Below are 22,766 nucleotides of genomic sequence, written 5' to 3'. Positions count from 1 at the left end.
CGCTATTATGTTACCTAGTGGACCGCTGGCAGACAAGAGGTGGTTGCTGGCAACGAATCTAGTTGTTGTCTGTACGCTGCCAACGCAGTTCAGTTTTCGCCGTCCAGCGTGCCAGGTTTGCCTGTAAAGTCCTGCTCCTCGGTGGCAGAACGTCTGTCTGAGCGAATCATATTGGCGTCGCGGAAGCGGCCTGTGACCGCTTGGCCGGGTTTCCAGTCGGATACCTTGCCGAGCTTTGGCGCGTTGAACGCCGCCCCGTAAGGCCCTTCTGCGAATTCCTCGACGGCTAAATCGTCGTCGCGGGATTGGACTTCCCAAAGCTCGGCGTTTGGAAAGTCGTTTTCTCCATCCTTGATGGGGCCCGGGTTGTAGGAACCGGAATTCGGACTTTCCACAACGTCGCTTTGTTGTGGTTGTGTCTGTGGTTTATCATGATGCATGGGCACTCACCTCAAATGGTAGTGTGCCTTTGTAAGGAAAGTGTATCCGATACAGGAGGCAGTTCGATGGACAAAGAGGACAAGCAAGTGAGGGTTCGCTTTGCGCCGAGCCCGACAGGTGCATTACATATCGGCGGTGCGCGCACCGCTTATTTTAACTGGTTGTTCGCAAGGCAGCACAAGGGCGTCTTTGTGCTGCGGATTGACGATACGGACCGGGCGAGATCGACAGAGGCGTCGTACCAACAAATTCTCGACAGTTTGCGGTGGCTTGGCCTCGACTGGGACGAAGGACCGGATGTGGGCGGTGCGTATGGCCCATACCGCCAATCGGAGCGGATGCCCATCTATACGGAACAACTGGAGAAGTTAAAGCAGCAAAATCGCGTGTATCCCTGCTTTTGTACACCAGAGGAATTGCAACGCGAGCGCGAACTTGCACAGCGAGAGGGCAGGGCGCCGCGCTACTCTGGGAAGTGCCGCCACTTAAGCGCGGATGAAGTCGCTTCGCGGCTGGCAGCTGGAGAATCGCATGTGTATCGCCTTCGCGTCGAACCAGAAGGGGAAACCGTCGTACACGATATCATTCGTGGGGACGTCGTATTCCAGAACGCCGAAATCGACGATTTCATTATCTGGAAGGCCGACGGAACGCCGACCTATCACTTTGCGTCTTGTATCGATGACGCCCTCATGGAGATTTCGCATATTGTCCGGGCGGAGGAGCACTTGTCCAACACGCCTCGGCATGTGGTCCTGTTTGAGGCGCTCGGCTTTGCAGTTCCTCAGTTTGCCCATGTGCCGATGATTTTGGCGCCAGATAGGAGTAAATTGAGTAAACGCCACGGAGCGACCAGCGTATCAGAGTATCGGGAACAAGGCATTCTGCCGCAAGCGCTCATCAATTACCTGCTTTTACTCGGGTTCTCACCGGGGGAGGACAACGAGGTTTTATCGCGCGAACAGGCCATTGAATCCTTCCGCCTGGACCAGGTGGCCAAACACGCCGCGGTCTACGACGTGAAGAAATTGGAGTGGCTGAACGCGCAATACTACCGCGCGCAATCGCCGGATTTGGTGCTCGAGCAAGAATGGGCCGGGTTTGTCGAGCGCGGTTGGGTGGCGCCTGACGAGACGAACCGCGAGCGCTTGGCTTGGCTTCGCACCGCCATTGAGTTTGTCTTGTCGCGCAGCCGCAATGCGGCAGATCTGGTCGAAGGCCTGCGTTATTATTTTCAGCCGGTGGACGCCTATGACCCGACTGGTGTCAAAAAGCAATTTGCCGATCCCGACGTATCCGACCGCCTGCGCCGCATCGCGAAGCGCCTGTTGGAGGTGTCGCCGTTTACAACAGCGGTGGTTGAGCGGGAATTTCGCAGCTTGATTGAGGAAATGGGCGTCAAGGGCGGCAAGTTGATTCACCCGACGCGCCTCGCGCTGACCGGCGTGACAGTGGGACCGGGTCTATTTGACATCATGGTCCTGCTCGGGCGTGACGAATGTGTGTCGCGGCTCGAAATGGCCGCGAATCGCATTGAGACGGGCAATGTTACCCTGACGCAATGACAATTGGTGGACGGGTCGCCTGCGGGGAGAGGCTCGTAGGCGACTTGCGCCACTTGGGTGGATATGTGATGGCCGCGCGGCGAGTTGAATGCGATGCGTCGGATGATAGGAGCGCTTGGTTCGAGGTATCATCAAAGATTGATCGAACAATATTGACACGACGGTGGTTCCTGTGTATAGTTATATACCGTCAACGACGTCATTGCCGAATGGTGTAATGGTAGCACGACTGACTCTGACTCAGTTAGTCTAGGTTCGAGTCCTAGTTCGGCAGCCACTTGGCCCTATCGTCTAATGGTTAGGACGCCGCCCTCTCACGGCGGTAATAGGGGTTCGAATCCCCTTAGGGTCACCAAATGGACGAGGGTCATTAGCTCAATTGGCAGAGCATCCGACTCTTAATCGGCAGGTTGAAGGTTCGATTCCTTCATGACCCACCAGCTTTCAAAATCGCGGCTTCCTCCAGAGGGGTCGCGATTTTTGTTTGTGTCACATGACTTGTTTTTTCTGGAAATCGATGTTCCCGCAGAGATGTTTGGTATCATGGACAGAGAGTTTGAACTTGGACGAGATACGGGGGCGGCAGACATTTGCGAACGCGGATGACAGGAGCCGAACGACGGCAGTGGGTTGACAAACTTCTTGAGGAATACGCAGCCGTTGCCTGGGCTTACCTAGTGGCGGAATGCGATACCGTCGAACAGGCGGAGGACGCGTTTGTCTATGCGTTTATCTTGGCAAACGAACGGTTGGCAGAGGCGCACGTGGAGCCATCGGAAGACTGGATGATGGAGATTCTGCGCGAAGCGGTGCGTGAGGCGCCTTCCGATTCCGATTGGCGGGATCAACTCGTTGATGCGGATGCCCAAGTCGCGGAAGTGAAGGAAGCTGTGGCGCAGGGAGAATCACTGCGTGTTCCGCAAGCGCTCATCCAGCGCAGCGTACAAATGATGCGAGCCAACATTGCACGCGACGAGGCGATGCGGCATCACCGGGGCCCTCTTTGGAGCAAAGTTGGGGCAGTTTTGGCCGTCGTCGTCGGGGTTGCGGGCGTTGGGTACGGCGTGTCTGATAAATGGGCCCGGCATTTTCAGAATCGACCTCCTGTGAGCGCAAAAGCAGACGCCACGGAAAAGGCGGTCGCGCACTTGGGTGGCGATTTGCCGGTGTCGGCAGTGGCCGTCTACAAGTTGAATGCGTCCACACATCTCGACGTCAACCACCTGGCGGTGAATGGGAATGCGCTGTATCAGGGCACCCTTGTGCTTTCGGCGGATAGTTGGCCGCGTATTGAGGTCAGTCAGCAGCCGTTTTCCACCAAAGGCGTCACGCTCGGGGAAAACGTCAATGCGACGTATACGTTCGAATTGGTTCCGCCGTTGCAGGCGAGTGGGAAGGAATCTGATGATTCTTGGGAGATCTCGAATTGGCATATCGAAGTGATGGGCAACTGGATAGTTGGCGTGATTTCCTGGAGTGACGGTGGATCTTCGGACACCAATGTGCAGCAGATCTACGCGCTCAGCACGAAGAGCGGAAAATATAGCCTTGTCGATACACTTGCGCCTCAACACGGTGTCGAAAATCGTTTTGAGGTCGCCGTGGGCGACGGGAAAATCGTCGTGCAGCCAGGTCTGGATGACGGGTCGGGCGCGCCGCTGGGCCTACCCATTCAGATTTATACGTTGAAAGGGGACGACCCGACGCATGCTTGGACGGAAGACAATCAAATCCCGGCTTCGTTCGGCTTGATGCAGACCCCTGTGGTAACGAAGCAAGGGATTATCTTCCAAGGGATTGCCGGGAAGACACAGACGAGTTCCGACAATGTGGACACGTGGTACGAACTGACGTGGGATGGTACTATGAATCACTACGACGGACCACCCGTGGACGGACAGGCGCACTGGGCGGTGGTCGGAAGCTCCGGGACCGCTTGGTGGGTCGAAACGACGCCGGACGCGTCGGACAGCCATCAGGGCTATCAGGTGTCGATGGCGCAGTTAAGTGAAGACAAGTCAAATGGCAGCCCGACAAAGAGTCTCGAACAACCTGTACTCCAGTTGGCTGTGGACGATGGCAATTTAATTTGGCTGCAACAGGGGACTGACAAAGACGAAGACACGCTTGTGGTCGCACAAGTGGAGTAATGAAGGAGGGCTGAAGATGGAACAGACGCTTTCCGACAAGCTCGCGTTACTTCCAGCCAAGCCGGGCGTGTATCTGATGAAAGGACAGTCCGGGGAGATCCTCTATGTGGGGAAGGCGAAGGTGTTGAAGAACCGGGTGCGCTCGTATTTCACCGGATCGCACGATAGAAAGACACAGGCCCTCGTCTCGAATATCCGGGACTTCGAATATATCGTTACGGACACCGTGGCAGAAGCACTGTTGCTCGAGTGCAACTTGATTAAGCAGCATACGCCGCCATATAACATCATGTTGCGGGACGACAAGACGTACCCGTACATCAAAATCACGAATGAAATGCATCCGCGCTTGCAGATTGTTCGCCGCGTCAAACGGGATGGGGCGAAATATTTTGGCCCGTACCCGAGCGCATTTGCCGCCCAGGCCACGAAACGTCTGCTCGACAGGCTGTATCCCTTGCGCAAGTGCAAGACGCTGAAAAAGCAGGTGTGCCTGTACTATCATATCAACCAGTGTCTCGCGCCCTGTGAGTACGTGGTGGATGCACCCGTGTATCAAATGATGGTCAAGGAGATCACCGATTTCTTACATGGCGGTCACCAGGATGTGGTCAAAGATTTGCAGCAAAAGATGGAGCAGGCCGCCGGTGAGCTGAATTTTGAACGAGCGGGCGAGTTGCGCGACTTAATCCGGCACATCGAACAGGTGATGGAGGAGCAAAAAATCACGACGCCCGACCAAGTGGACCGGGATGTCTTCGGCTTTGCCGAGGATAAGGGGCTGCTGAGTGTTCAGGTGTTTTTTGTGCGGGGCGGAAAGTTAATCGAGCGTTCTGTCAGCATCATGCCGCACTTTGGCGATGCGGTGGAGGACTTTATGTCGTTCGTCGAGCAATTCTATCATGAGCGCGCGGACATCCCGCGCGAGGTGCTCCTGCCGGAGGGAACCACGAGTGAGGCGTTGGTCGAGTTACTCGACGCGAAGGTCCTCGAACCGAAGCGTGGGCAAAAGCGAGATCTCGTCAATTTGGCGACGAAGAACGCCCGCCAAGGGCTCGACGAAAAGCTGCAATTGATGGAGCGCAACATGGACCGCACGCTGGGTGCTGTCATCGAGTTGGGCGAAGTGCTCGCGATTGGCGCGCCGCGGCGGATTGAGTCGTTCGACAACTCGAATATTCAAGGGGCCGACGCGGTAGCTGCGATGGTCGTATTTATCGACGGCAAGCCGGCGAAGTCGGAGTATCGCAAGTTCAAGATCAAGACCGTGGATGGACCGGATGACTACGCCTCCATGCGTGAGGTCATTCGTCGGCGCTATTCAAGGCTCTTGCGAGAAGGTAGACCTTTGCCTGATTTGATTGTGATTGACGGGGGGCGAGGTCAACTCAACGCGGCGCTCGACGTGTTGGAAAACGAACTGGGGTTAGAGATTCCGGTATGTGGCTTGGCGAAAGACAACCGCCACAAGACGAGCCAATTGCTGTTTATGGACGAGGAGCAGCCCGTACACATTGACCGGCATTCGCAGGCGTTCTACCTGCTAGAGCGGGTGCAGGAAGAGGTCCACCGGTTCGCTATCACATTTCATCGCCAGACGCGGAAGAAGACTGGATTTTCCTCTGTGCTGGATGAGATTCCGGGCATTGGTCCACAGCGGCGCAAGGCGCTCATGAAACACTTTGGCTCACTGGATGCTATCGCGGCCGCAGATGTCGATGCATTTCGAGGAATCGGCATTGGCGACAAACTGGCTCACGAGATTCTAAACCGCGTTCAGAGCCATCTTCAAGCAGCGAAAACTGCGCAGGAGAAGCGCTAACTTCGATTGGTCAAATCGAGTGGAATTGTCGAGAAAAGCATGTGAAGTCATTTTGCTTCCTTGACCCTATGAATTTCAATCATTACAATCTTAGGTGGAATTGAAGGCACCCTATCCGGTTGGCAGTCGCGTGCGACTGCCGTTACATATGTTCTCCTGGTTAGGGGTGGAAGGGAGGCAACCTTGTGGCAGTAGCACAAGCCCAGAAGAAGAACCTTACGTTCTTATGGCGCCGGTTACATACGCTGTCCGGTGTAATTCCAGTAGGGTTGTTCCTATTGGAACACCTGTTTACGAACTCCACAGTGTTGCGCGGACCTGCTGCGTTCAACGAGGCTGTTGACGCAATTCAGACGTTGCCGTTGTTGCACTTTATCGAGTTCGTCTTCATCTTTTTGCCCATCACCTATCACGGTGTGTGGGGACTGTATGTAGCTTTCGTATCCGGCTACAACGCAGGTCAGTATTCGTTTGGGCGCAATATCATGTTCGTGCTGCAGCGAATCACTGGGGTCATTACTTTTGTGTTCATTATTTTTCACTTGTGGACTACGCGCTTTTCTGGGAACGCGCCGACGTTTGACATGGTGCACAATCTAGTGTCCAACCCGGCGTACTTTTGGTTCATGGTTGTGGGCGTCGTCGCTGCGACGTACCACTTCGCGAACGGATTGTGGTCATTCTGTATCCACTGGGGGATTACAGTTGGCGCGCGTGCACAGCGCGTAACCGCTTGGGTGACCATGATTATTTTCGTCGTGTTGGCTGGGGTGGGCGTTGCATCGCTTATCGCGTTTACCCACGCGGCGTAAGGAGGGGACTTCATCGTGGCAGAACAAACGATTATCGTCGTAGGCGGTGGATTGGCTGGTCTCATGACGACGATTAAGATTGCTGAAGCAGGCGTTCCGGTGAAACTGTTTTCGCTGGTTCCTGTAAAGCGGTCCCACTCTGTGTGTGCGCAGGGCGGAATCAATGGTGCCGTCAACACGAAGGGTGAGGGCGACTCGCCGTGGGAACACTTTGACGACACGATTTACGGCGGAGACTTTCTCGCCAACCAACGTCAGGTGCTTGGCATGTGTGAAGCCGCGCCGGCGATTATCCACCTGATGGATCGCATGGGCGTCATGTTTAACCGCACGCCGGAAGGATTGCTCGACTTCCGCCGCTTTGGTGGCACGAAGCACCACCGCACAGCGTTTGCCGGGGCCTCGACAGGTCAGCAGTTGCTGTACGCGTTGGACGAGCAAGTCCGCCGGTACGAAGTAGCAGGTCTTGTCGAGAAGTATGAGGGCTGGGATTTTCTCGGCGCCGTGATTGACGATGAGCAAATCTGTCGAGGGATTGTGGCACAAGACCTTCGCTCGATGGAAATTATGCATTTCCGAGCAGATGCCGTCGTCATGTGTACAGGCGGTAACGGTCTCATTTTCGGTAAGAGCACGAATTCGATGATTAACACCGGATCCGCTGGCTCAGAACTCTATCAACAGGGTGTCAAATACGCCAACGGTGAGATGATTCAAGTTCACCCGACGGCCATCCCTGGCGACGACAAGTTGCGCTTGATGTCGGAGTCTGCGCGCGGTGAAGGCGGACGGATTTGGACGTACAAGGATGGCAAGCCGTGGTACTTCCTCGAAGAGATGTATCCGGAATACGGCAACCTAGTGCCGCGTGACGTCGCGACGCGCGCGATTCACAAGGTGTGCGTAGAGATGGGCCTTGGTGTCGATGGACAAAACCAAGTCTATCTTGATCTCTCCCATATCCCTGCGAATGTCCTCAATGTGAAATTGGGTAACATCCTCGACATCTACGAGAAATTTGTCGGTGACGACCCACGAAAAGTGCCGATGCGCATCTTCCCGGCGGTGCACTATTCGATGGGCGGTCTTTGGGTCGACATTGACCAGATGACAAATATCCCTGGATTGTTCGCTGCAGGCGAGGCGGAGTATCAATATCACGGCGCAAACCGCTTGGGTGCCAACTCGTTGTTGTCGTGTATTTATGGCGGCATGGTCGCCGGACCGAACGCAGTTCGCTACGCGAAGAACATCAAGAAGTCGGTCGACAGCCTCCCAGAGTCACTGTTTGAATCGTACACGAAGAAGTATCAGGACGACTTTGAGAGCATTCTTAAGATGGAAGGCGACGAGAATCCATACCAATTGCACCGCGAACTGGGTCAATGGATGAACGACAACGTCACGGTCGTTCGCGTCAACGAGCGCCTCAAGAAGACCGACGAAAAGATTCAGGAACTGCAAGAGCGCTTCAAGCGGATCCACATGGCGGACACGTCGCGCTGGGAGAACCAAATGGCCCAGTTTACGCGCCACTTGCGCAACATGTTGCACATGGCCCGCGTGATTACGCTTGGCGCATTGAACCGCAACGAGAGTCGCGGTGCGCACTACAAGCCGGAATTCCCAGAGCGGGATGATGAAAACTTCCTGAAGACCACGATTGCGGAATTCACGCCAGATGGTCCGAAGCTTTCATATGAGGATGTCGATGTGTCGCTGATTAAGCCGCGTCTTCGCAACTACGCCGTGAGTAAGGAGGAGACGAAAGAGTGAGCGTCAGCAATGAAGCAGTCGCAACAGCAACTCGTACCGTCCATCTGATTATTGAGCGGCAAAAAGACCCAAGCTCAGCACCGTACAAGCAGGAGTTCGTCGTTCCTTACAAACCAGGCATGAACGTCATCGCATGCTTGATGGAGATTCAGCGCAATCCGAAGGACAAGGACGGCAATCCGGTTGCGCCGGTCACTTGGGAAATGAACTGCCTGGAAGAGATTTGCGGCGCCTGCACAATGGTCATCAATGGGCGCCCTCGTCAAGCTTGTTCAACGCTGGTCGATAAGTTGGAACAACCGATTACCGTTCGGCCTATGCGAACATTTCCTGTGGTTCGCGACTTAGTGGTAGATAGAAGTCGGATGTTCGACGCGCTCAAGCGCGTCAAGGCGTGGGTGCCGATTGACGGTACCTACGACTTGGGACCAGGTCCGCGCATGTCGGCGAGAGACCAGCAGACGGCTTATGAGTTGTCGCGTTGTTTCACCTGCGGTGCCTGTGTAGAGGCATGCCCGAACGTGAACGACAAAAGTTCGTTTATTGGACCGTTCGCTATTTCGCAAGCGCGCCTGTTCAACATGCATCCAACGGGTGCAATGAACAAGGAAGACCGCTTGGAAGCATTGATGGGCGAAGGCGGCATTCAAGAATGCGGCAACGCGCAAAACTGCGTACAGGTTTGCCCGAAGGGAATTCCGCTCACGACGTCTATCGCAGCGATGAACCGCCAGGTGACCTACCACGCACTAGGTGCTTGGCTGCGCAAGTAATATCATGACGAGGCCCGCTGGGCCTCGCATTTGGTTTTAGGTTCCAGCCGCATGGTCATACTGTGACGGAGAGGATGTGACCATGCGTGCGGAATCGAAAATTTGAAGCTGCAATGATTATCGCCATAGGCGGACTGACGACGCTGGTGGTCGGTTCATACATTCATGATTCGGAAAGCGGAAAACCGGATCTCATGACTCGTCAGGTCAGTCAAATGGCCAAGCGAGTGGGTGGCTGGATGATGCAACACGGAAGTCCAAATGACGTGCAGACATCCGGGGTTACGGCGATGGCTCAGTCGAGCTCAGCTTCCTCCGACCATGCGCCGAGTGCGAATGATTCGGACGCGTCCGACGCGTCGGCACCGCTGTCGTATTCGGATGATCAGCGCCTCATTAGCATCGCCAAGTCGCTGTCTGGCGAATTGACACAAGCGGATTGGGACGCTATGGCGAAAGCTGTTGAGACAGAGGACTCGACAGATGCGGCAAAGACGTTGAAGCAAATTTTGTGGACGAAGCTGTCAACTGAGGATCAACAGTGGGTGTTGGCTCACTTCCAAGGGAAGCAGGCGTTCGGCCCCGATGATGTCGTTCTGGTAAAAGACGTGATTCAGGGGGTTCAGAGTATGTTGACACCTGATGAGCGGTCACTTTTGCAGCAGCAATTGGCGCATTTGGGGATAGATATTGGCCAGTGAGGTGTGACGAGTGCGTGCACCCCGCTGGCGCATTTTCGTCGAGTGGGGGACGACTATGAATACGGAGACGATGCAAATTCGTCGGAGGAAGCGGCAGACTTCGAGTTTCATCACACTTGTGGTCGTACTGATCGTACTTATCGTTGGCAGTTTCTTTCTGTTGCGACCGGTGATGAAAAACCAGAATTCGCCGATTGCTGTGACGCAGCGGTTTATCGGTTATGTCGAGTTGAAACAGTTCGACGATGCCCGCGAATTAATGACACCATCGTTTCAAGATGTAAATGGCTGGCATGGCATACTGTTCAGTTTGTACTCCTCAATTGATCCGGCCGAGGCTGGGTACCAAGTGATTAAGGAGCAAAACGGCATCGCCCAAGTCCAGTTCTCCAACGAGTCTGGTGGATATTTGTTCTTGAAGCAGGTCAACGGGCAGTGGCGGGTTGCAAGCCCAAGTGAAGTACCCGCTTCGATGTCTGGGCAGACAACGACGTCCACGGACGGCACGATCGCGAGCGGACAATAAAAGGAAATCTACGGATTTGGTAAAAACGTCGATCCCGCCGTCGGATCGACGTTTTTGTATGCCCTTGTCAGTGCCTGTGCTTCGGGACACGCGAGCGATTTTGTGGTATCATGTAAGATTGAGAATGGTATGGAGGTGATTCGCAACGATGAGTCAGTATCAAGTTCTTTTGTACTACATGTATACCCCGATTGAAAATCCTGACCAATTCGCGAGCGAACATACGGCGCTGTGCGAATCACTAGGTCTTCTGGGGCGGATTATCGTTGCGGCGGAAGGCATTAACGGAACGGTTTCTGGTACGGTTGCGTCCACCGAGGAATATATGCGCGTGATGCACGAAGACGCCCGCTTTAAAGATATGGTGTTCAAAGTCGATGAGGCGGACGGCCACACGTTTAAACGGCTGTCTGTGCGCGTGAAGAATGAAATTGTCAACTTCCGCTTGGAAGAGGATGTAGACCCACGCCGCCTGACAGGTCGGAAGTTAGATCCGAAGCGGTTCCACGAAATGTTGCAGCGTGACGACGTGGTCGTGATTGACGGGCGCAACGATTACGAGTACGAGATAGGTCACTTCCGCAACGCTATCAAGCCGGAGGTCAAGGCGTTTCGCGAATTCCCAAAGTGGTTTGAACAGCATAAGGATGAGTTCAAAGGGAAGAAGGTACTCACCTACTGTACGGGCGGTATCCGATGCGAAAAGTTATCGGGTTATTTGGTTCGCGAGGGGCTTTCGGAGGTCTACCAATTGGATGGTGGCATTGTCACATACAGCAAAGACCCTGAAGTGCGCGGACATTTATTTGACGGAAAGTGCTATGTGTTTGACGAACGCATCGCGGTGCGCGTCAATTACACCGATGAAGATGTCGTCGTCAGTCACTGCGAACACTGCGGACAAGCGTGCGACAGGTACGTCAATTGTGGATACCTCGATTGCCATCGACAGCACTTGTGCTGTGAGGCTTGTGAAGTGGAGATGCGCGGTTTTTGCAGCAGCGAATGTGAGCGCGCTGCGAAGGAGAATGACCGGGTAGATCCACTCGTGGAACACCTGCAACCAAGTCATTCGGCCAGCTGATGATGACCAAAAGACCAGTCTACGCGAGGGCGTGAGGCTGGTCTTTTTTATGCCGACGGGCGCTCTGCAGGAGGGAAATAGCGCCTTCTGGTCATTTCGGCGCTTCCGGCGGCTGTATGGCCTCGTCCGGTCTCAGCGATGGCCGCAGGCGGTCCTCGGCGCGCCGCATCGCAGGTGGCAAAAAGCCATTTTGGTTGCGAAATACGTGTTGTTGTCCGAACACTGCGACAAAGCGCTGGTATGCCCTGTGTAAGGTGGCCTTTGTGTACCACTTGGACAACTCATCCGCGTGGTACCTGCGATGGATTTGGAGCGCTGCCGTGCGGCGTCCGTTGGCACCATCGCCTGTGAAATAGTCGTCGAGCACGACGTCTTGCGTCACGGTCCTGAGCAGTTCGGGAAACTGTGGCCCAAACGGCAGGATGGGGGAAACCGCGACCTGCGTCTGCACGCCCTCATCTTGAAGCGTCGCCAGTGCCCGCATACGGGCTGCAATAGGTGGCGCGTGTGGGGTGAAACGCTTGCGCACATCTTCGCTGTCGGTTTCGATGGTAAGGCTGACGAGCGCCTTTTTCCCGAGCGCGCGTATGCGGTCGGCGTCGTTTGCCACCAGTGGTGACCTCGTTTGGATCAGGAGAAAGTCAAATGCGTCGAGATCTTGCAATAGGATATCGAGGATTTGGCGCGTCCGGTGTAGCCGCGACTCCACGGGTTGGTAGGGATCAGTACTGGATGACATAAAAATATTGACGCTTCCGCGTCTGCGTGCCGACTGCAACTCCCGTGCGAATGCGCGTTCGTCAATCTGTTTGATGTCTACGTAGGTTCCCCAATCACCTGGATGAAAACGAGCCACTGGCAACGCGCGGACGTAGCAGTAGTGACATCCGTAAACACATCCGACATAGGGATTGAGAGTGTAGTCATAACCAGCGAGATATCCGTTGGTTTTGGTCAGCAACTGACGTGGTGTTGTCTCCCGAATTTCGATTTGGCTCGTGGCGACCCCCTTCTTTCTCGCTCGGCTGATTTACTTCAAGGACACTGGGTATTTTGAACCCAGATGCTTTGCCAACTTTTCTGCAACTGTGTGGTAGATTATACACAGTAGGTCTTTGGCGTGCATCTCTATCAAATTGGATCTCTTGGTGAAATGGAGGACTCATAGGTGGCATACGATTTTGACTCGGTCATTTCCAGGCGTCAAACAGGCGCATCGAAGTGGGATACATTGAAGGAGCGTTTCGGACGAGAAGATGTGTTGCCGATGTGGGTGGCGGACATGGATTTTGCCTCGCCGCCGTGTGTGCAGCAGGCGCTTATCGAACGCGCGCAACACGGAGTATATGGTTATGCGGTGCGAACCGATGAATACTTCGAAAGCATTATGGGTTGGATGAAGAATCGGCATGGCTGGACGATAGAGCGCGATTGGATTGCCTCGGCAACGGGCGTTGTGCCGGCTTTAACATTGATTGTCCAGGCATTCACGGAGGAAGGCGACGGGGTGCTTATCCAGCCACCTGTTTATTATCCGTTTAAGCGTGTGATTCAGGCTTGGGACAGAAAGGTTATTGAGAATCCGCTCGTGTACCGAGATGGCCAATACGAAATCGATTTTGCTGATTTGGAAGAGAAGGCCAAACAGGCTAAAGTGATGTTCCTGTGTAGCCCGCACAACCCTGTGGGCCGGGTGTGGCGCGAAGACGAATTGCGCCGTATCGGAGAGATCTGTTTGCGCCATCAGGTAATGGTAGTGGCAGATGAAATTCACGCGGACTTGATTTATCCCGGTTACCGGCATATTCCGTTCGCCAGTTTGTCAGAGGCGTTTGCCGCTTCCTCCATCACCTGTGCAGCACCAAGCAAGACGTTTAACCTGGCTGGCCTCAATACGGCGTATACCGTGATTCCAAATGCCGCGCTCAAGGCTCGCTATGAACAGATGGCGGCGAAGGCGTCAATGGGATCCATCAACGTCTTTGGCGTCCACGCGATGGCGGCGGCGTATCGGGAAGGCGGCCCATGGCTGGATGAATTGATTGCCTACTTAGAGGGAAATCTTCGCTTCCTCAAGGAATTTTTTGCACAGAAACTGCCGGAATTGCAGGTTGTTGAGCCGCAGGGCACGTATCTCGTTTGGGTGGACTGCCGACGTCTGGGCTTTGCCAAGGAGGAGCTGGACCGGTTCCTGGTTCACGAGGCAGGCCTGGCCTTCGACGAAGGACATCTGTTTGGAGACGAAGGAGTCGGCTTCCAGCGGATTAACATCGCTTGCCCGCGCTCGTTGCTCGAACAGGGTCTCAACCAGTTACATGATGCGGTTGAGCGCGTCGTTCGCACCCGCGTGTGATGGTGCGCTGAGGTGTGTTTGTGAGCCCGCGCGGGCATGAACGGAAAGGCACTCGCCCATCGTGTCAATTCACGGCACGCGGCAGACGGCGATTTCATACTATACCCTGACTGTATCCCGCTCTTGTATTCAATTTGAACAAGGAGGGATAAGGGGATGTCTTCTGGAAAGGACTCGCGCGTGAAATCGTTGCTCACAAACCGTGAACGGGAGGTGTTTGAACTTCTCGTTCAGGATAAGACCACCAAGGAAATCGCCGCCCAACTTTTTGTCAGTGAGAAAACCGTTCGGAACCATATTTCGAATGTCATGAAGAAATTAAACGTCAAGGGCAGGTCGCAAGCGGTGGTCGAGTTGGTCCGTCTGGGCGAGCTGACGATTTGAACCGAACACCCCTACTTTTCTGTAGGGGTGTTCTGCGTGGCAGGATTCTTCACTGCAACGTCAAATTTTTATTAGGCATGCGGCTAGAATTCGTGGATGACTACGCTCGGAATCGGTGGACAAGCCTGTTTTTATTGACCGCAGATTTTGTCGAAGGTACTATTTATGTCATCTGTAGGTAAACGGGGTGTGTGCCAGGTGTCGCAGGAATACTCGGATTACGTCGTGGAGATTGAACAGTGTCTTCGCTTGGTCTCCTCTGCCGTGCGGCGAAAGGGCCGGACGCTGCTCGCGGAATACGGCATTACCTCGCCTCAACTGGATGCCCTTATCGTGTTGGACCGAGAAGGCGAGTTGACGATTGGCGAGTTGAGCGGCAAGCTGTATTTGGCCTACAGCACGACGACAGACTTGGTGGACCGATTGGAAAAAGCGTCCTATGTGACGCGTCAGCGCGGCACTGACGACCGGCGAGTGGTCCGGGTGCGGCTGGAGCCACATGGCGTTCGATTGATTGAAGGCGTTCTGACCGCGCGCCGCAAATACCTAGATGCGGTATTGGCCACGGTTGATACCCATACACGAAAGACTATTTTGGATTCACTTGAAGTATTACATATGAATATGGCTAATCAGTAAGAGTCCCTTTTGAGACGGCAAGGAGCGTTACCATGAAGGCGTGTGAGCAACCCATTGGCATATTTGATTCTGGGGTCGGAGGCTTAACGGTAGCGCGTGCGATACAAACACAACTGCCGCAGGAGTCAGTGATTTATTTTGGAGATAGGGCTCGGTGCCCATATGGAGATCAGGCACCAGAGGACGTATTGCGGTACGCGGTGGAGATTTCTGAATTTCTGTTAGACCAGCCCGTGAAATGTCTTGTCATCGCCTGTAACACCGCGACGGCGGTTGCTTTGGAGGCGCTACAGGCCAAATTTTCGGTGCCGATTTTAGGGGTTATCGAACCGGGCGCTGCAGCGGCTGTGGCGACGACGAAAAATCGGCGAATTGGGGTCATCGGAACCAGTGTGACCATTCAAAGTCATGCGTACCGCAAAGCGATTTTGGCACTCGACAGCCGAATGCACGTCGTGGAGCACGCGTGTCCTGAGTTCGTGCCTCTGGTGGAACGTGGTCAGCTGGATGGACCAGTCGTCGAGCAGGTGGTCAGAGACGCGCTTTCGGTGTTTGCCGAGAGTGGCGTCGATACGCTCGTGCTCGGATGTACACATTATCCGTTGTTACAACCTGTTATCCGACGCGTGTTGGGACCGCTTGTCCAAGTGATTTCCTCGGCGGAAGCGACGGCGCGTGTATTGCGAGAAGAGCTCGTGGTCAGTGACTTGCTGAACCACGAGAATGGGCCCGTTACCCATCGTTATTTTACGACTGGGGACGGATCGAAAATGAGATTGGCCCTTGCGAACTGGTTCAAGACGCCGGTCGCTTCTGATGCGGTCGTACCAGTCGGCTTGCCGCTTCCGTCACATGCTGTCGTTCGGCATGCGGCCGTACAGTAAGGAGGATGGGCATTGAAACTGGTGATTGCGACACATAATGCACACAAGGTCTCGGAATTCCAAGCGTTGCTTGCGATTCCGGGACTTGAGGTGGAGCCGCTCCCGCCAGGGCTTCCGGACGCGCCGGAAACGGGTGCGACGTTTCTGGAAAACGCCCAGATGAAGGCCCAATTTTACGCCGAGTACGTTTCGGACTTGGTCCTTTCTGACGATTCCGGACTCGAAGTCCCTTTGCTCGGCGGGGAACCAGGGATTTATTCTGCGCGTTATGCAGGGGCGCACGGGGATGACGTGGCAAACAACCAAAAAGTGATTGCGCGTCTACACGAACAGGGTGTCACGCAGGCGGACGCGGCGTTTGTCTGCGCCTTGGCCGTCTGTCGAAATGGACAGCTGTTGGCGTCAGTCGAGGGCCGTGTGAACGGCCGTGTGTTTGACGATGTTCGAGGCCAATCCGGGTTCGGGTATGATCCCTTGTTTCAGCCGGAGGGCGCATCGCGGCGCTTTGGCGAGATGTCTACTTCGGAAAAGGCACAGTATTCGCATCGGGCGCTGGCGGTTCAACTGTTGCGACAGCGGCAGAAGGAGTGGCTTGGCGAGTGAAACTGTGCATTGTCAGCGATACGCATTTACGAACAGAGGAATTACATGCTGCCGCACTCGTCGCTGCCGACGCAGATTTGATTCTGCACGCTGGTGACGAGGCCGCTGATGCCAAGTGGCTGACTGCTTATGTCAATGTCCCGGTCATCGGTGTAGCTGGCAACTGGGATACGCCAACGCGGGAATATCCACTGGAACGCGTCGTCGCGGCGGACGAGCCGGTTTTGTTGGTGCATGGCCACCGACTTGGCGTCAAAGCCTCCTTGCGGCCGCTGGTCGAGCGCGCAAAGGCGGTCGGCGCTCGGGTTGCGGTGTACGGTCATACGCACATTCGCTATGTCGGCGTGGAAGATGGCGTGTTGGTGGTCAATCCGGGCAGTCTGGCGCAGCCGCGGGGTGGCAATCCGGCGACTTTCGCGCGCGTCGACTCGACGAAGACGAGTTCTGGCATTCATTATCGGGTGGGGCATTGGACGACTGCGGGTGCGGTCGTTTCGGAGTTCGAGTGGTTCGTCTAAAAATAGCCAAAAAATGATGAACTGCGACAGTCTTGATATCCTGACGGGTATCGTCTACACTGTCAAAGGTAACCTTGCCGAGATGCGGGTGTAGTTCAATGGTAGAACTTCAGCCTTCCAAGCTGATAGCGTGGGTTCGATTCCCATCACCCGCTCCATGGGTCTCAGTAGCTCAGCAGGATAGAGCAACAGCCTTCTAAGCTGTGGGTCGGGGGTTCGAATCCCTCCTGGGACGCCACGCTGGCGCTGCCCGAGCATCCCTTTGGGTGGTCCGGATTGATGTGCTTCGGACACCGCCTGTCGGGATGCTCGATTCGCAGATGAGGGCTACGGTGCTGGCGGGCGGTTCTATAGGCTCGGTACAGGATAGCCTTTTGGGCATGCCATAAGCCATACATACTGATGTGGTGGCGTTCTGAAGATTTGGTTCGTACAGCGCGGGCCGTTGATTGTTGGGAGGAAGTAATGCATGACAGCGAAGTGGGAAAAGACAGAGGCCAATGTTGGCGTATTGGAAGTCGAGGTGACCAGTGAGCGTTTTAAGGCTGCACTCGACGACGCCTTTAAAAAGGTCGTTAAAGATGTGAATGTTCCAGGTTTCCGCAAAGGGAAGGTACCCCGCCGTATTTTTGAACAGCGTTTTGGCATAGAGGTACTGTATCAGGATGCGGTAGACTTGGTTTTGCCTGAGGCATATGAACAAGCTGTTGCGGAGACGGGGATTGAGCCGGTTGATCGGCCATCGGTCGATTTGGTTCAAGTGGAGAGCGGCAAGCCGTTCATCTTCAAGGCGACCGTCACCGTCAAACCAGAAGTACAACTCGGCGAGTACAAGGGTGTCACCATTGAGGACAAGACCTTCGAGGTGACAGATGAGACCTTGACCGAAGAGATTGAACAAGTCCTGAAGAGTCACGCGACGGTCGAAGTCGTCGAAGACGGTGAAGTTCAAGACGGCGACACCGTGAGCATTGACTTCCTCGGCAAGGTCGATGGGGAAGCCTTTGAAGGTGGCGAAGCTGAAAACTTTGAGCTGGAGATTGGCTCAGGTACCTTCATCGGCGGTTTTGAAAGCCAGCTCGTCGGCATGAAACCCGGCGAAGAGCGCGATATCGAGGTCACGTTCCCAGAGGACTACCACGTAAAATCGCTGCAAGGCAAAGCCGCTACATTCCACGTGGTGCTTCACGATATCAAGCGCAAGGTGTTGCCGGAGTTGACCGATGAATTCGTTCAGGAAGTCAGCGAGTTCGAGACCGTCGACGAGTACCGTGCGGACTTGAAGAAGCGTCTCGAGGAGCGGGCAAAGCAAGACCATGACCGCTATGTCGAAGATGAAGTGGTGAAGAAGGTTACGGAGAATGCGACCATCGACCTTCCTGAGGTGATGGTGAATCACGAAATCGACCACCAACTCAATTCGTTCGCACAGCAACTGCAAATGCAGCAAATCCCGTTTGACGCGTACTTGGAGTTCACAGGTACCAGTTTGGATGAGCTTCGTGAGCAGTTCCGCGAAGCGGCTGAGCAGAGCGTTCGTACGGCCCTCGTGCTGGAAGCCATCACGGCGAAGGAAGGCATTCAGGTGTCCGACGACGAGATTACGGCCGAGCTGCAGAAGCTCGCTGAGAGCTCTGGGTTGGAGTTAGATCGCGTTCGTGAGATCATGAGCGTCCGCGACCCGAACTTCGAATCGTTCAAACGCGACTTGGCAACGCGCAAGACCATCGAATTGCTTGTGCAAAATAGCAAAATCGCGTAATTTGAGGTACACTGTAGATAATTGAATGCACTTGTGATACGCAAGACAAGGGGACACTGTCTCCTTGTCTTGTCACACACTCGGCATGCTTTGCGAGGAGGAGTCGCGGTGAGTCTTATACCGTACGTGATTGAACAGACCAGTCGTGGGGAGCGCTCGTACGACATCTACTCACGCTTGCTCAAAGATAGAATTGTGCTCTTGGGGACACCTATCGATGACAACGTCGCTAATGCTATCGTCGCGCAGTTGCTCTTCTTGGCAGCGGATGACCCCGAACGGGACATTCAATTGTACATCAACAGTCCCGGTGGTTCTGTTACAGCAGGACTAGCCATATATGATACTATGCAGCACATTCGGCCTGCCGTTTCCACCATGTGTGTGGGATTGGCCGCAAGTATGGGTGCTTTCCTCCTTGCCGCTGGTGAAAAGGGTAAGCGCTACGCGCTTCCGAATGCCGAGATTATGATTCACCAACCGCTTGGCGGCGTTCAGGGCCAGGCGTCGGACATTCAAATCCATGCGGAGTGGATGTTAAAGACGAAAGATAAGCTCAACCGCATTTTGGCAGAACGCACGGGTCAGCCCTTCGACCGGATTGTGGAGGATACGGACCGCGATAACTTCATGTCAGCGGATGAAGCTTGTGCCTATGGGTTGGTCGACGAGGTGCTTACTCAGAGCCCGTCGCAGGCATAACAGGAATCGTTTGACGGACACACTGCAAAGAGACGTCCGTTTTGGATTGAGCGCTCGTTGTGGTAACCTCGATTTGGGGAGGGAACAAAAGCATGTTCAAGTTTAATGAGGAAAAGGGCCAACTGAAGTGCTCGTTCTGTGGGAAGACGCAAGAACAGGTTCGCAAGTTGGTTGCTGGTCCCGGCGTATATATCTGTGATGAGTGCATTGAGTTGTGTAACGAAATTGTCGAAGAACAGCTGGGCGAAGAAGAAGAATTTGAACTGAAGGACGTGCCCAAACCGACTGAGATCAAGTCCATTCTCGACCAGTATGTGATTGGGCAGGAACAGGCGAAGCGTTCGCTCTCCGTTGCAGTTTACAATCACTACAAACGGATTAATGCGGGTTCGCAAAAGAGCGAGGACGTCGAATTGGCGAAGAGTAACATCTTGCTGATTGGACCGACAGGCAGTGGTAAAACGCTGTTGGCGCAGACTTTGGCCCGTATTTTGAACGTACCTTTTGCAATTGCGGATGCGACATCGCTGACAGAGGCTGGTTATGTCGGTGAAGACGTCGAAAACATCCTTTTGAAACTTATACAGGCTGCGGATTACGATATCGAGAAGGCGGAGCGGGGTATCATTTATATCGACGAGATCGATAAAATTGCCCGCAAGTCGGAGAACCCGTCCATCACGCGCGACGTGTCGGGTGAAGGCGTGCAACAGGCCCTCCTGAAAATTCTCGAGGGAACAGTTGCCAGTGTCCCGCCACAGGGTGGCCGGAAACATCCGCATCAAGAATTCATTCAAATTGATACGACCAACATCTTGTTTATCTGCGGTGGGGCGTTTGACGGTATTGAACCGATTATCAAGCGCCGTCTTGGCAGCAAGGTGATTGGTTTCGGCAGTGCGGGTGCGCAAGAACAAAAGGACACGGCGATTATGCACAATGTCCTGCCCGAGGATTTGCTGAAATTCGGTTTGATTCCAGAGTTTATTGGGCGTCTGCCGGTGCTGACGACGCTCGACGCACTCGACGAAGAAGCGCTGAAGAGAATCTTGGTCGAGCCGAAAAACGCGCTCGTCAAGCAGTTCCAGAAGCTGCTCGATATGGACAATGTGGTGCTTGAGTTCCACGACGATGCCTTGTCGACTATCGCGAAGGAAGCGATTCGTCGGGGAACTGGTGCGCGTGGTCTGCGGGCGATTATTGAGTCCATTATGCTGGACGTCATGTACGAGTTGCCGTCTCGAGATGATATTCAGAAGTGTATCATCACACAGGAAGCGGCCCTCCGAGAGGATGCGCCAATTGTCCTCAAAAAGGACGGTACTACCATTCCGTTTACGACGACACACAAGTCGGAAGAAACGGCGTAACGAACGGCTTCAGCTGAATCGGAACGAACAATGGCGATGGGGATGTTATCGAGCATCCTCATCGCCTTTTTGTGTATGTCAGTACTTGATATTTGCGACTTCGCACGGGAAATCAGCACACTCGCTCGCATAAAGTGTTTATTGGCTGGATGGGGCGGAAATACTGGAGCTATTGTTTGTCACAACAATGGGAGGGGACAGCATGACTGCCAGTATTCTTGCGGCCATTCAGATATTCTTCGCGATTGTGATTGGGCTCTACTTTTGGAACCTACTCAAATCGCAAAACCACAATAAACATGCAATAGAACGTGAATCTCGTAAAGAGTTGGACAAGTTGCGAAAGATGCGCGCGATTTCGTTGACTGTGCCACTTGCTGAGAAGACGCGCCCAGCGAGCATCGACGATATTATCGGTCAACGCGATGGACTGAAGGCGTTACGGGCAGCCCTGTGTGGGCCAAATCCGCAACACGTCATCGTCTATGGCCCGCCTGGCGTCGGGAAGACGGCAGCAGCCCGGGTGATTTTGGAGGAAGCGAAGAAGAGTCCGCAATCTCCATTTCGCCCAGAGGCGAAGTTTATAGAGTTGGACGCTACGACGGCACGGTTTGATGAACGTGGCATTGCTGATCCGCTTATTGGATCCGTCCATGACCCAATTTACCAGGGTGCCGGGGCGATGGGCGTGGCTGGGATTCCGCAACCTAAACCCGGTGCGGTGACGAAGGCGCACGGTGGGGTGTTGTTCATCGACGAAATTGGCGAACTGCACCCGATTCAGTTAAACAAGTTACTGAAAGTCCTCGAGGACAGGAAAGTGTTTCTCGAGAGTGCTTACTACAGCAGTGAAGATCAAAATATTCCGATGCACGTGCACGACATTTTTCAAAATGGCTTGCCCGCAGATTTTCGGTTAGTCGGTGCGACCACGCGGTCACCGGAGGAATTGCCTCCAGCGATTCGATCCCGCTGCGTCGAAATTTTCTTCCGCCCGTTGTCGCAGTCGGAAATCTACGAAGTCGTCATGGGTGCAGCAGAAAAACTTGAAATGCCGTTGGCGCCTGGCGTGGCCACCGAGATTACACAGTATGCGACAAACGGTCGCGATGCCGTGAACATCGTTCAGGTAGCTGGGAGTGTGGCATTGGCGGAAGGCCGGCACGAAATCAGTCTGGAAGACGTCGAGTGGGTGATTCAGTTTAGTCATATCAGTCCTCGACCGGACAAGAAGATCGCCAGTGAACCACAGATTGGCGTGGTCAACGGCTTGGCTGTCTACGGCCCGCAAATGGGGTTGCTGCTCGAAATTGAAGTGACTGCGGAGCGGGTACAGGACGGACGCGGAGAACTCACCATCACGGGGTTGGTGGAAGAAGAGACGATAGGTGGGCGCGAGCGGAGTATGCGGCGCAAGAGCATGGCCAAGGGCTCGCTCGATAACGTGTTGACGACGCTCAAACGCGTTTTCAAATTAGATGCGGCGAACTATCATATTCACATCAATTTCCCGGGCGGCATGCCAGTGGACGGTCCGAGTGCTGGCGTTGCCATGGCAGTGGCTATCTATTCTGCAATGGTGAAACGGCCCGTGCTGAATACGATTGCTATGACGGGGGAACTCTCAATCCGTGGTCTTGTTCGACCCGTCGGTGGCGTTCCAGCCAAGGTTACAGCGGCAGTTGAGGCGGGTGCGAGTGTCATTCTCGTGCCAAAGGCCAACTGGCAGGAGACGTTCCGCCACATCGAAGGGGCGAAAGTCGTGCCAGTGGAACGCTTAGAGGATGCTTTGAAATTTGCACTGGTCGGCGGGATCGAAGAGGATTATCTCGTACCGACAAAAGATGTTATGCCAGGCCAGGTAGGTGGGGGATTGACCTCCGCCCAGGGATGATTTTCGA

General features: G+C 54.4%; 22 protein-coding genes and 5 tRNA genes. 25 read left to right on the top strand and 2 right to left on the bottom strand.

Annotation, left to right across the window (positions count from 1 at the left end; all coding sequences use genetic code 11):
- Positions 1 to 89 precede the first annotated feature (89 nt).
- Positions 90 to 440: a hypothetical protein gene (locus K1I37_RS12710; protein ID WP_021295754.1), complete on the bottom strand. Its 351-nt coding sequence runs from the start codon at positions 438 to 440 to the stop codon at positions 90 to 92.
- 66 nt (positions 441 to 506) lie between these two features.
- Between K1I37_RS12710 and gltX the strand changes: the two genes are divergently transcribed.
- The 13 genes from gltX to trhO all read left to right on the top strand — a co-directional run bounded on the left by gltX (position 507) and on the right by trhO (position 11,650).
- Entirely contained in the window at positions 507 to 2,006 is a 1,500-nt protein-coding gene (gene gltX, locus K1I37_RS12705; RefSeq protein ID WP_021295753.1) for a glutamate--tRNA ligase, read from the top strand.
- A 203-nt stretch (positions 2,007 to 2,209) separates the two neighbouring features.
- Positions 2,210 to 2,283 (top strand) — tRNA-Gln (locus K1I37_RS12700).
- 3 nt (positions 2,284 to 2,286) lie between these two features.
- Positions 2,287 to 2,361, top strand: a tRNA-Glu gene (locus K1I37_RS12695).
- A 9-nt stretch (positions 2,362 to 2,370) separates the two neighbouring features.
- A tRNA-Lys gene (locus tag K1I37_RS12690) sits at positions 2,371 to 2,446 on the top strand.
- Between the two features lie 40 nt (positions 2,447 to 2,486).
- On the top strand, positions 2,487 to 2,612 hold the full coding sequence (locus K1I37_RS21545) for a hypothetical protein (protein WP_269078041.1): 126 nt from the start codon (positions 2,487 to 2,489) through the stop codon (positions 2,610 to 2,612).
- Positions 2,597 to 4,156, top strand: a complete 1,560-nt coding sequence (locus K1I37_RS12685) for a hypothetical protein (protein WP_021295752.1) — start codon at positions 2,597 to 2,599, stop codon at positions 4,154 to 4,156. The genes K1I37_RS21545 and K1I37_RS12685 overlap by 16 nt, the downstream gene beginning before the upstream one ends.
- Before the next feature lie 16 nt (positions 4,157 to 4,172).
- Positions 4,173 to 5,978 (top strand): excinuclease ABC subunit UvrC, encoded by a 1,806-nt coding sequence (uvrC, locus tag K1I37_RS12680; RefSeq protein ID WP_021295751.1) that lies wholly within the window; start codon positions 4,173 to 4,175, stop codon positions 5,976 to 5,978.
- 185 nt (positions 5,979 to 6,163) lie between these two features.
- Positions 6,164 to 6,790: a succinate dehydrogenase cytochrome b558 subunit gene (locus K1I37_RS12675; RefSeq protein ID WP_021295750.1), complete on the top strand. Its 627-nt coding sequence runs from the start codon at positions 6,164 to 6,166 to the stop codon at positions 6,788 to 6,790.
- Between the two features lie 63 nt (positions 6,791 to 6,853).
- Entirely contained in the window at positions 6,854 to 8,566 is a 1,713-nt protein-coding gene (sdhA, locus tag K1I37_RS12670) for a succinate dehydrogenase flavoprotein subunit (protein WP_236017782.1), read from the top strand.
- Positions 8,563 to 9,339: a succinate dehydrogenase iron-sulfur subunit gene (gene sdhB, locus K1I37_RS12665; RefSeq protein ID WP_021295748.1), complete on the top strand. Its 777-nt coding sequence runs from the start codon at positions 8,563 to 8,565 to the stop codon at positions 9,337 to 9,339. The genes sdhA and sdhB overlap by 4 nt, the downstream gene beginning before the upstream one ends.
- Before the next feature lie 86 nt (positions 9,340 to 9,425).
- Entirely contained in the window at positions 9,426 to 10,040 is a 615-nt protein-coding gene (locus K1I37_RS12660) for a hypothetical protein (protein ID WP_021295747.1), read from the top strand.
- Positions 10,041 to 10,095: 55 nt separating this feature from the next.
- On the top strand, positions 10,096 to 10,566 hold the full coding sequence (locus K1I37_RS12655; protein ID WP_021295746.1) for a hypothetical protein: 471 nt from the start codon (positions 10,096 to 10,098) through the stop codon (positions 10,564 to 10,566).
- Positions 10,567 to 10,714: 148 nt separating this feature from the next.
- Positions 10,715 to 11,650, top strand: coding sequence for an oxygen-dependent tRNA uridine(34) hydroxylase TrhO (trhO, locus tag K1I37_RS12650; protein ID WP_021295745.1), 936 nt, complete (start codon positions 10,715 to 10,717; stop codon positions 11,648 to 11,650).
- 91 nt (positions 11,651 to 11,741) lie between these two features.
- On the opposite strand, the gene K1I37_RS12645 is transcribed toward trhO, so the two are convergent.
- Positions 11,742 to 12,611, bottom strand: a complete 870-nt coding sequence (locus tag K1I37_RS12645; protein WP_021295744.1) for an SPL family radical SAM protein — start codon at positions 12,609 to 12,611, stop codon at positions 11,742 to 11,744.
- A 207-nt stretch (positions 12,612 to 12,818) separates the two neighbouring features.
- On the opposite strand from K1I37_RS12645, the gene K1I37_RS12640 reads away from it, so the two are divergent.
- From K1I37_RS12640 to lonB, 12 genes are all read left to right on the top strand, one after another.
- Positions 12,819 to 14,003 carry a MalY/PatB family protein gene (locus tag K1I37_RS12640; protein WP_021295743.1) on the top strand — a complete coding sequence of 395 codons (1,185 nt, stop codon included), beginning with the start codon at positions 12,819 to 12,821 and terminating at the stop codon, positions 14,001 to 14,003.
- Positions 14,004 to 14,159: 156 nt separating this feature from the next.
- Positions 14,160 to 14,387, top strand: coding sequence for a helix-turn-helix domain-containing protein (locus K1I37_RS12635; RefSeq protein WP_021295742.1), 228 nt, complete (start codon positions 14,160 to 14,162; stop codon positions 14,385 to 14,387).
- Between the two features lie 198 nt (positions 14,388 to 14,585).
- Positions 14,586 to 15,026: a MarR family winged helix-turn-helix transcriptional regulator gene (locus K1I37_RS12630; RefSeq protein WP_021295741.1), complete on the top strand. Its 441-nt coding sequence runs from the start codon at positions 14,586 to 14,588 to the stop codon at positions 15,024 to 15,026.
- 32 nt (positions 15,027 to 15,058) lie between these two features.
- Positions 15,059 to 15,910, top strand: a complete 852-nt coding sequence (gene murI / locus K1I37_RS12625) for a glutamate racemase (RefSeq protein WP_021295740.1) — start codon at positions 15,059 to 15,061, stop codon at positions 15,908 to 15,910.
- 21 nt (positions 15,911 to 15,931) lie between these two features.
- Entirely contained in the window at positions 15,932 to 16,513 is a 582-nt protein-coding gene (gene rdgB, locus K1I37_RS12620) for an RdgB/HAM1 family non-canonical purine NTP pyrophosphatase (RefSeq protein ID WP_236613844.1), read from the top strand.
- The gene (locus tag K1I37_RS12615; RefSeq protein WP_021295738.1) at positions 16,510 to 17,031 is read left to right on the top strand and encodes a metallophosphoesterase family protein; all 522 of its coding nucleotides are present in this window, start codon (positions 16,510 to 16,512) and stop codon (positions 17,029 to 17,031) included. The genes rdgB and K1I37_RS12615 overlap by 4 nt, the downstream gene beginning before the upstream one ends.
- An 84-nt stretch (positions 17,032 to 17,115) precedes the next feature.
- Positions 17,116 to 17,189: transfer RNA gene (locus K1I37_RS12610), tRNA-Gly, on the top strand.
- A 3-nt stretch (positions 17,190 to 17,192) separates the two neighbouring features.
- Positions 17,193 to 17,269, top strand: a tRNA-Arg gene (locus tag K1I37_RS12605).
- A 231-nt stretch (positions 17,270 to 17,500) separates the two neighbouring features.
- Positions 17,501 to 18,793 (top strand): trigger factor, encoded by a 1,293-nt coding sequence (gene tig / locus K1I37_RS12600; RefSeq protein WP_021295737.1) that lies wholly within the window; start codon positions 17,501 to 17,503, stop codon positions 18,791 to 18,793.
- Positions 18,794 to 18,901: 108 nt separating this feature from the next.
- Positions 18,902 to 19,495, top strand: coding sequence for an ATP-dependent Clp endopeptidase proteolytic subunit ClpP (clpP, locus tag K1I37_RS12595; protein WP_021295736.1), 594 nt, complete (start codon positions 18,902 to 18,904; stop codon positions 19,493 to 19,495).
- A gap of 92 nt (positions 19,496 to 19,587) precedes the next feature.
- On the top strand, positions 19,588 to 20,865 hold the full coding sequence (gene clpX, locus K1I37_RS12590) for an ATP-dependent protease ATP-binding subunit ClpX (protein WP_021295735.1): 1,278 nt from the start codon (positions 19,588 to 19,590) through the stop codon (positions 20,863 to 20,865).
- Between the two features lie 202 nt (positions 20,866 to 21,067).
- Positions 21,068 to 22,759, top strand: coding sequence for an ATP-dependent protease LonB (gene lonB, locus K1I37_RS12585; protein WP_021295734.1), 1,692 nt, complete (start codon positions 21,068 to 21,070; stop codon positions 22,757 to 22,759).
- Positions 22,760 to 22,766 lie beyond the last annotated feature (7 nt).

It is taken from the genome of Alicyclobacillus acidoterrestris (assembly GCF_022674245.1).
In the GTDB taxonomy this organism is placed as follows: Bacteria; Bacillota; Bacilli; order Alicyclobacillales; family Alicyclobacillaceae; genus Alicyclobacillus; species Alicyclobacillus acidoterrestris.
Note: the sequence above shows the minus strand (reverse complement) of the source record. Positions and strands in the feature narration are given on the sequence as shown.

Coding starts and splice junctions, on each gene's coding strand:
- K1I37_RS12710 (WP_021295754.1), bottom strand. CDS start 440: ATGCATCATGATAAACCACAGACACAACCACAACAAAGCGACGTTGTG.
- gltX (WP_021295753.1), top strand. CDS start 507: ATGGACAAAGAGGACAAGCAAGTGAGGGTTCGCTTTGCGCCGAGCCCG.
- uvrC (WP_021295751.1), top strand. CDS start 4,173: ATGGAACAGACGCTTTCCGACAAGCTCGCGTTACTTCCAGCCAAGCCG.
- sdhA (WP_236017782.1), top strand. CDS start 6,854: ATGACGACGATTAAGATTGCTGAAGCAGGCGTTCCGGTGAAACTGTTT.
- K1I37_RS12655 (WP_021295746.1), top strand. CDS start 10,096: ATGAATACGGAGACGATGCAAATTCGTCGGAGGAAGCGGCAGACTTCG.
- trhO (WP_021295745.1), top strand. CDS start 10,715: ATGAGTCAGTATCAAGTTCTTTTGTACTACATGTATACCCCGATTGAA.
- K1I37_RS12635 (WP_021295742.1), top strand. CDS start 14,160: ATGTCTTCTGGAAAGGACTCGCGCGTGAAATCGTTGCTCACAAACCGT.
- murI (WP_021295740.1), top strand. CDS start 15,059: ATGAAGGCGTGTGAGCAACCCATTGGCATATTTGATTCTGGGGTCGGA.
- tig (WP_021295737.1), top strand. CDS start 17,501: ATGACAGCGAAGTGGGAAAAGACAGAGGCCAATGTTGGCGTATTGGAA.
- clpX (WP_021295735.1), top strand. CDS start 19,588: ATGTTCAAGTTTAATGAGGAAAAGGGCCAACTGAAGTGCTCGTTCTGT.
- lonB (WP_021295734.1), top strand. CDS start 21,068: ATGACTGCCAGTATTCTTGCGGCCATTCAGATATTCTTCGCGATTGTG.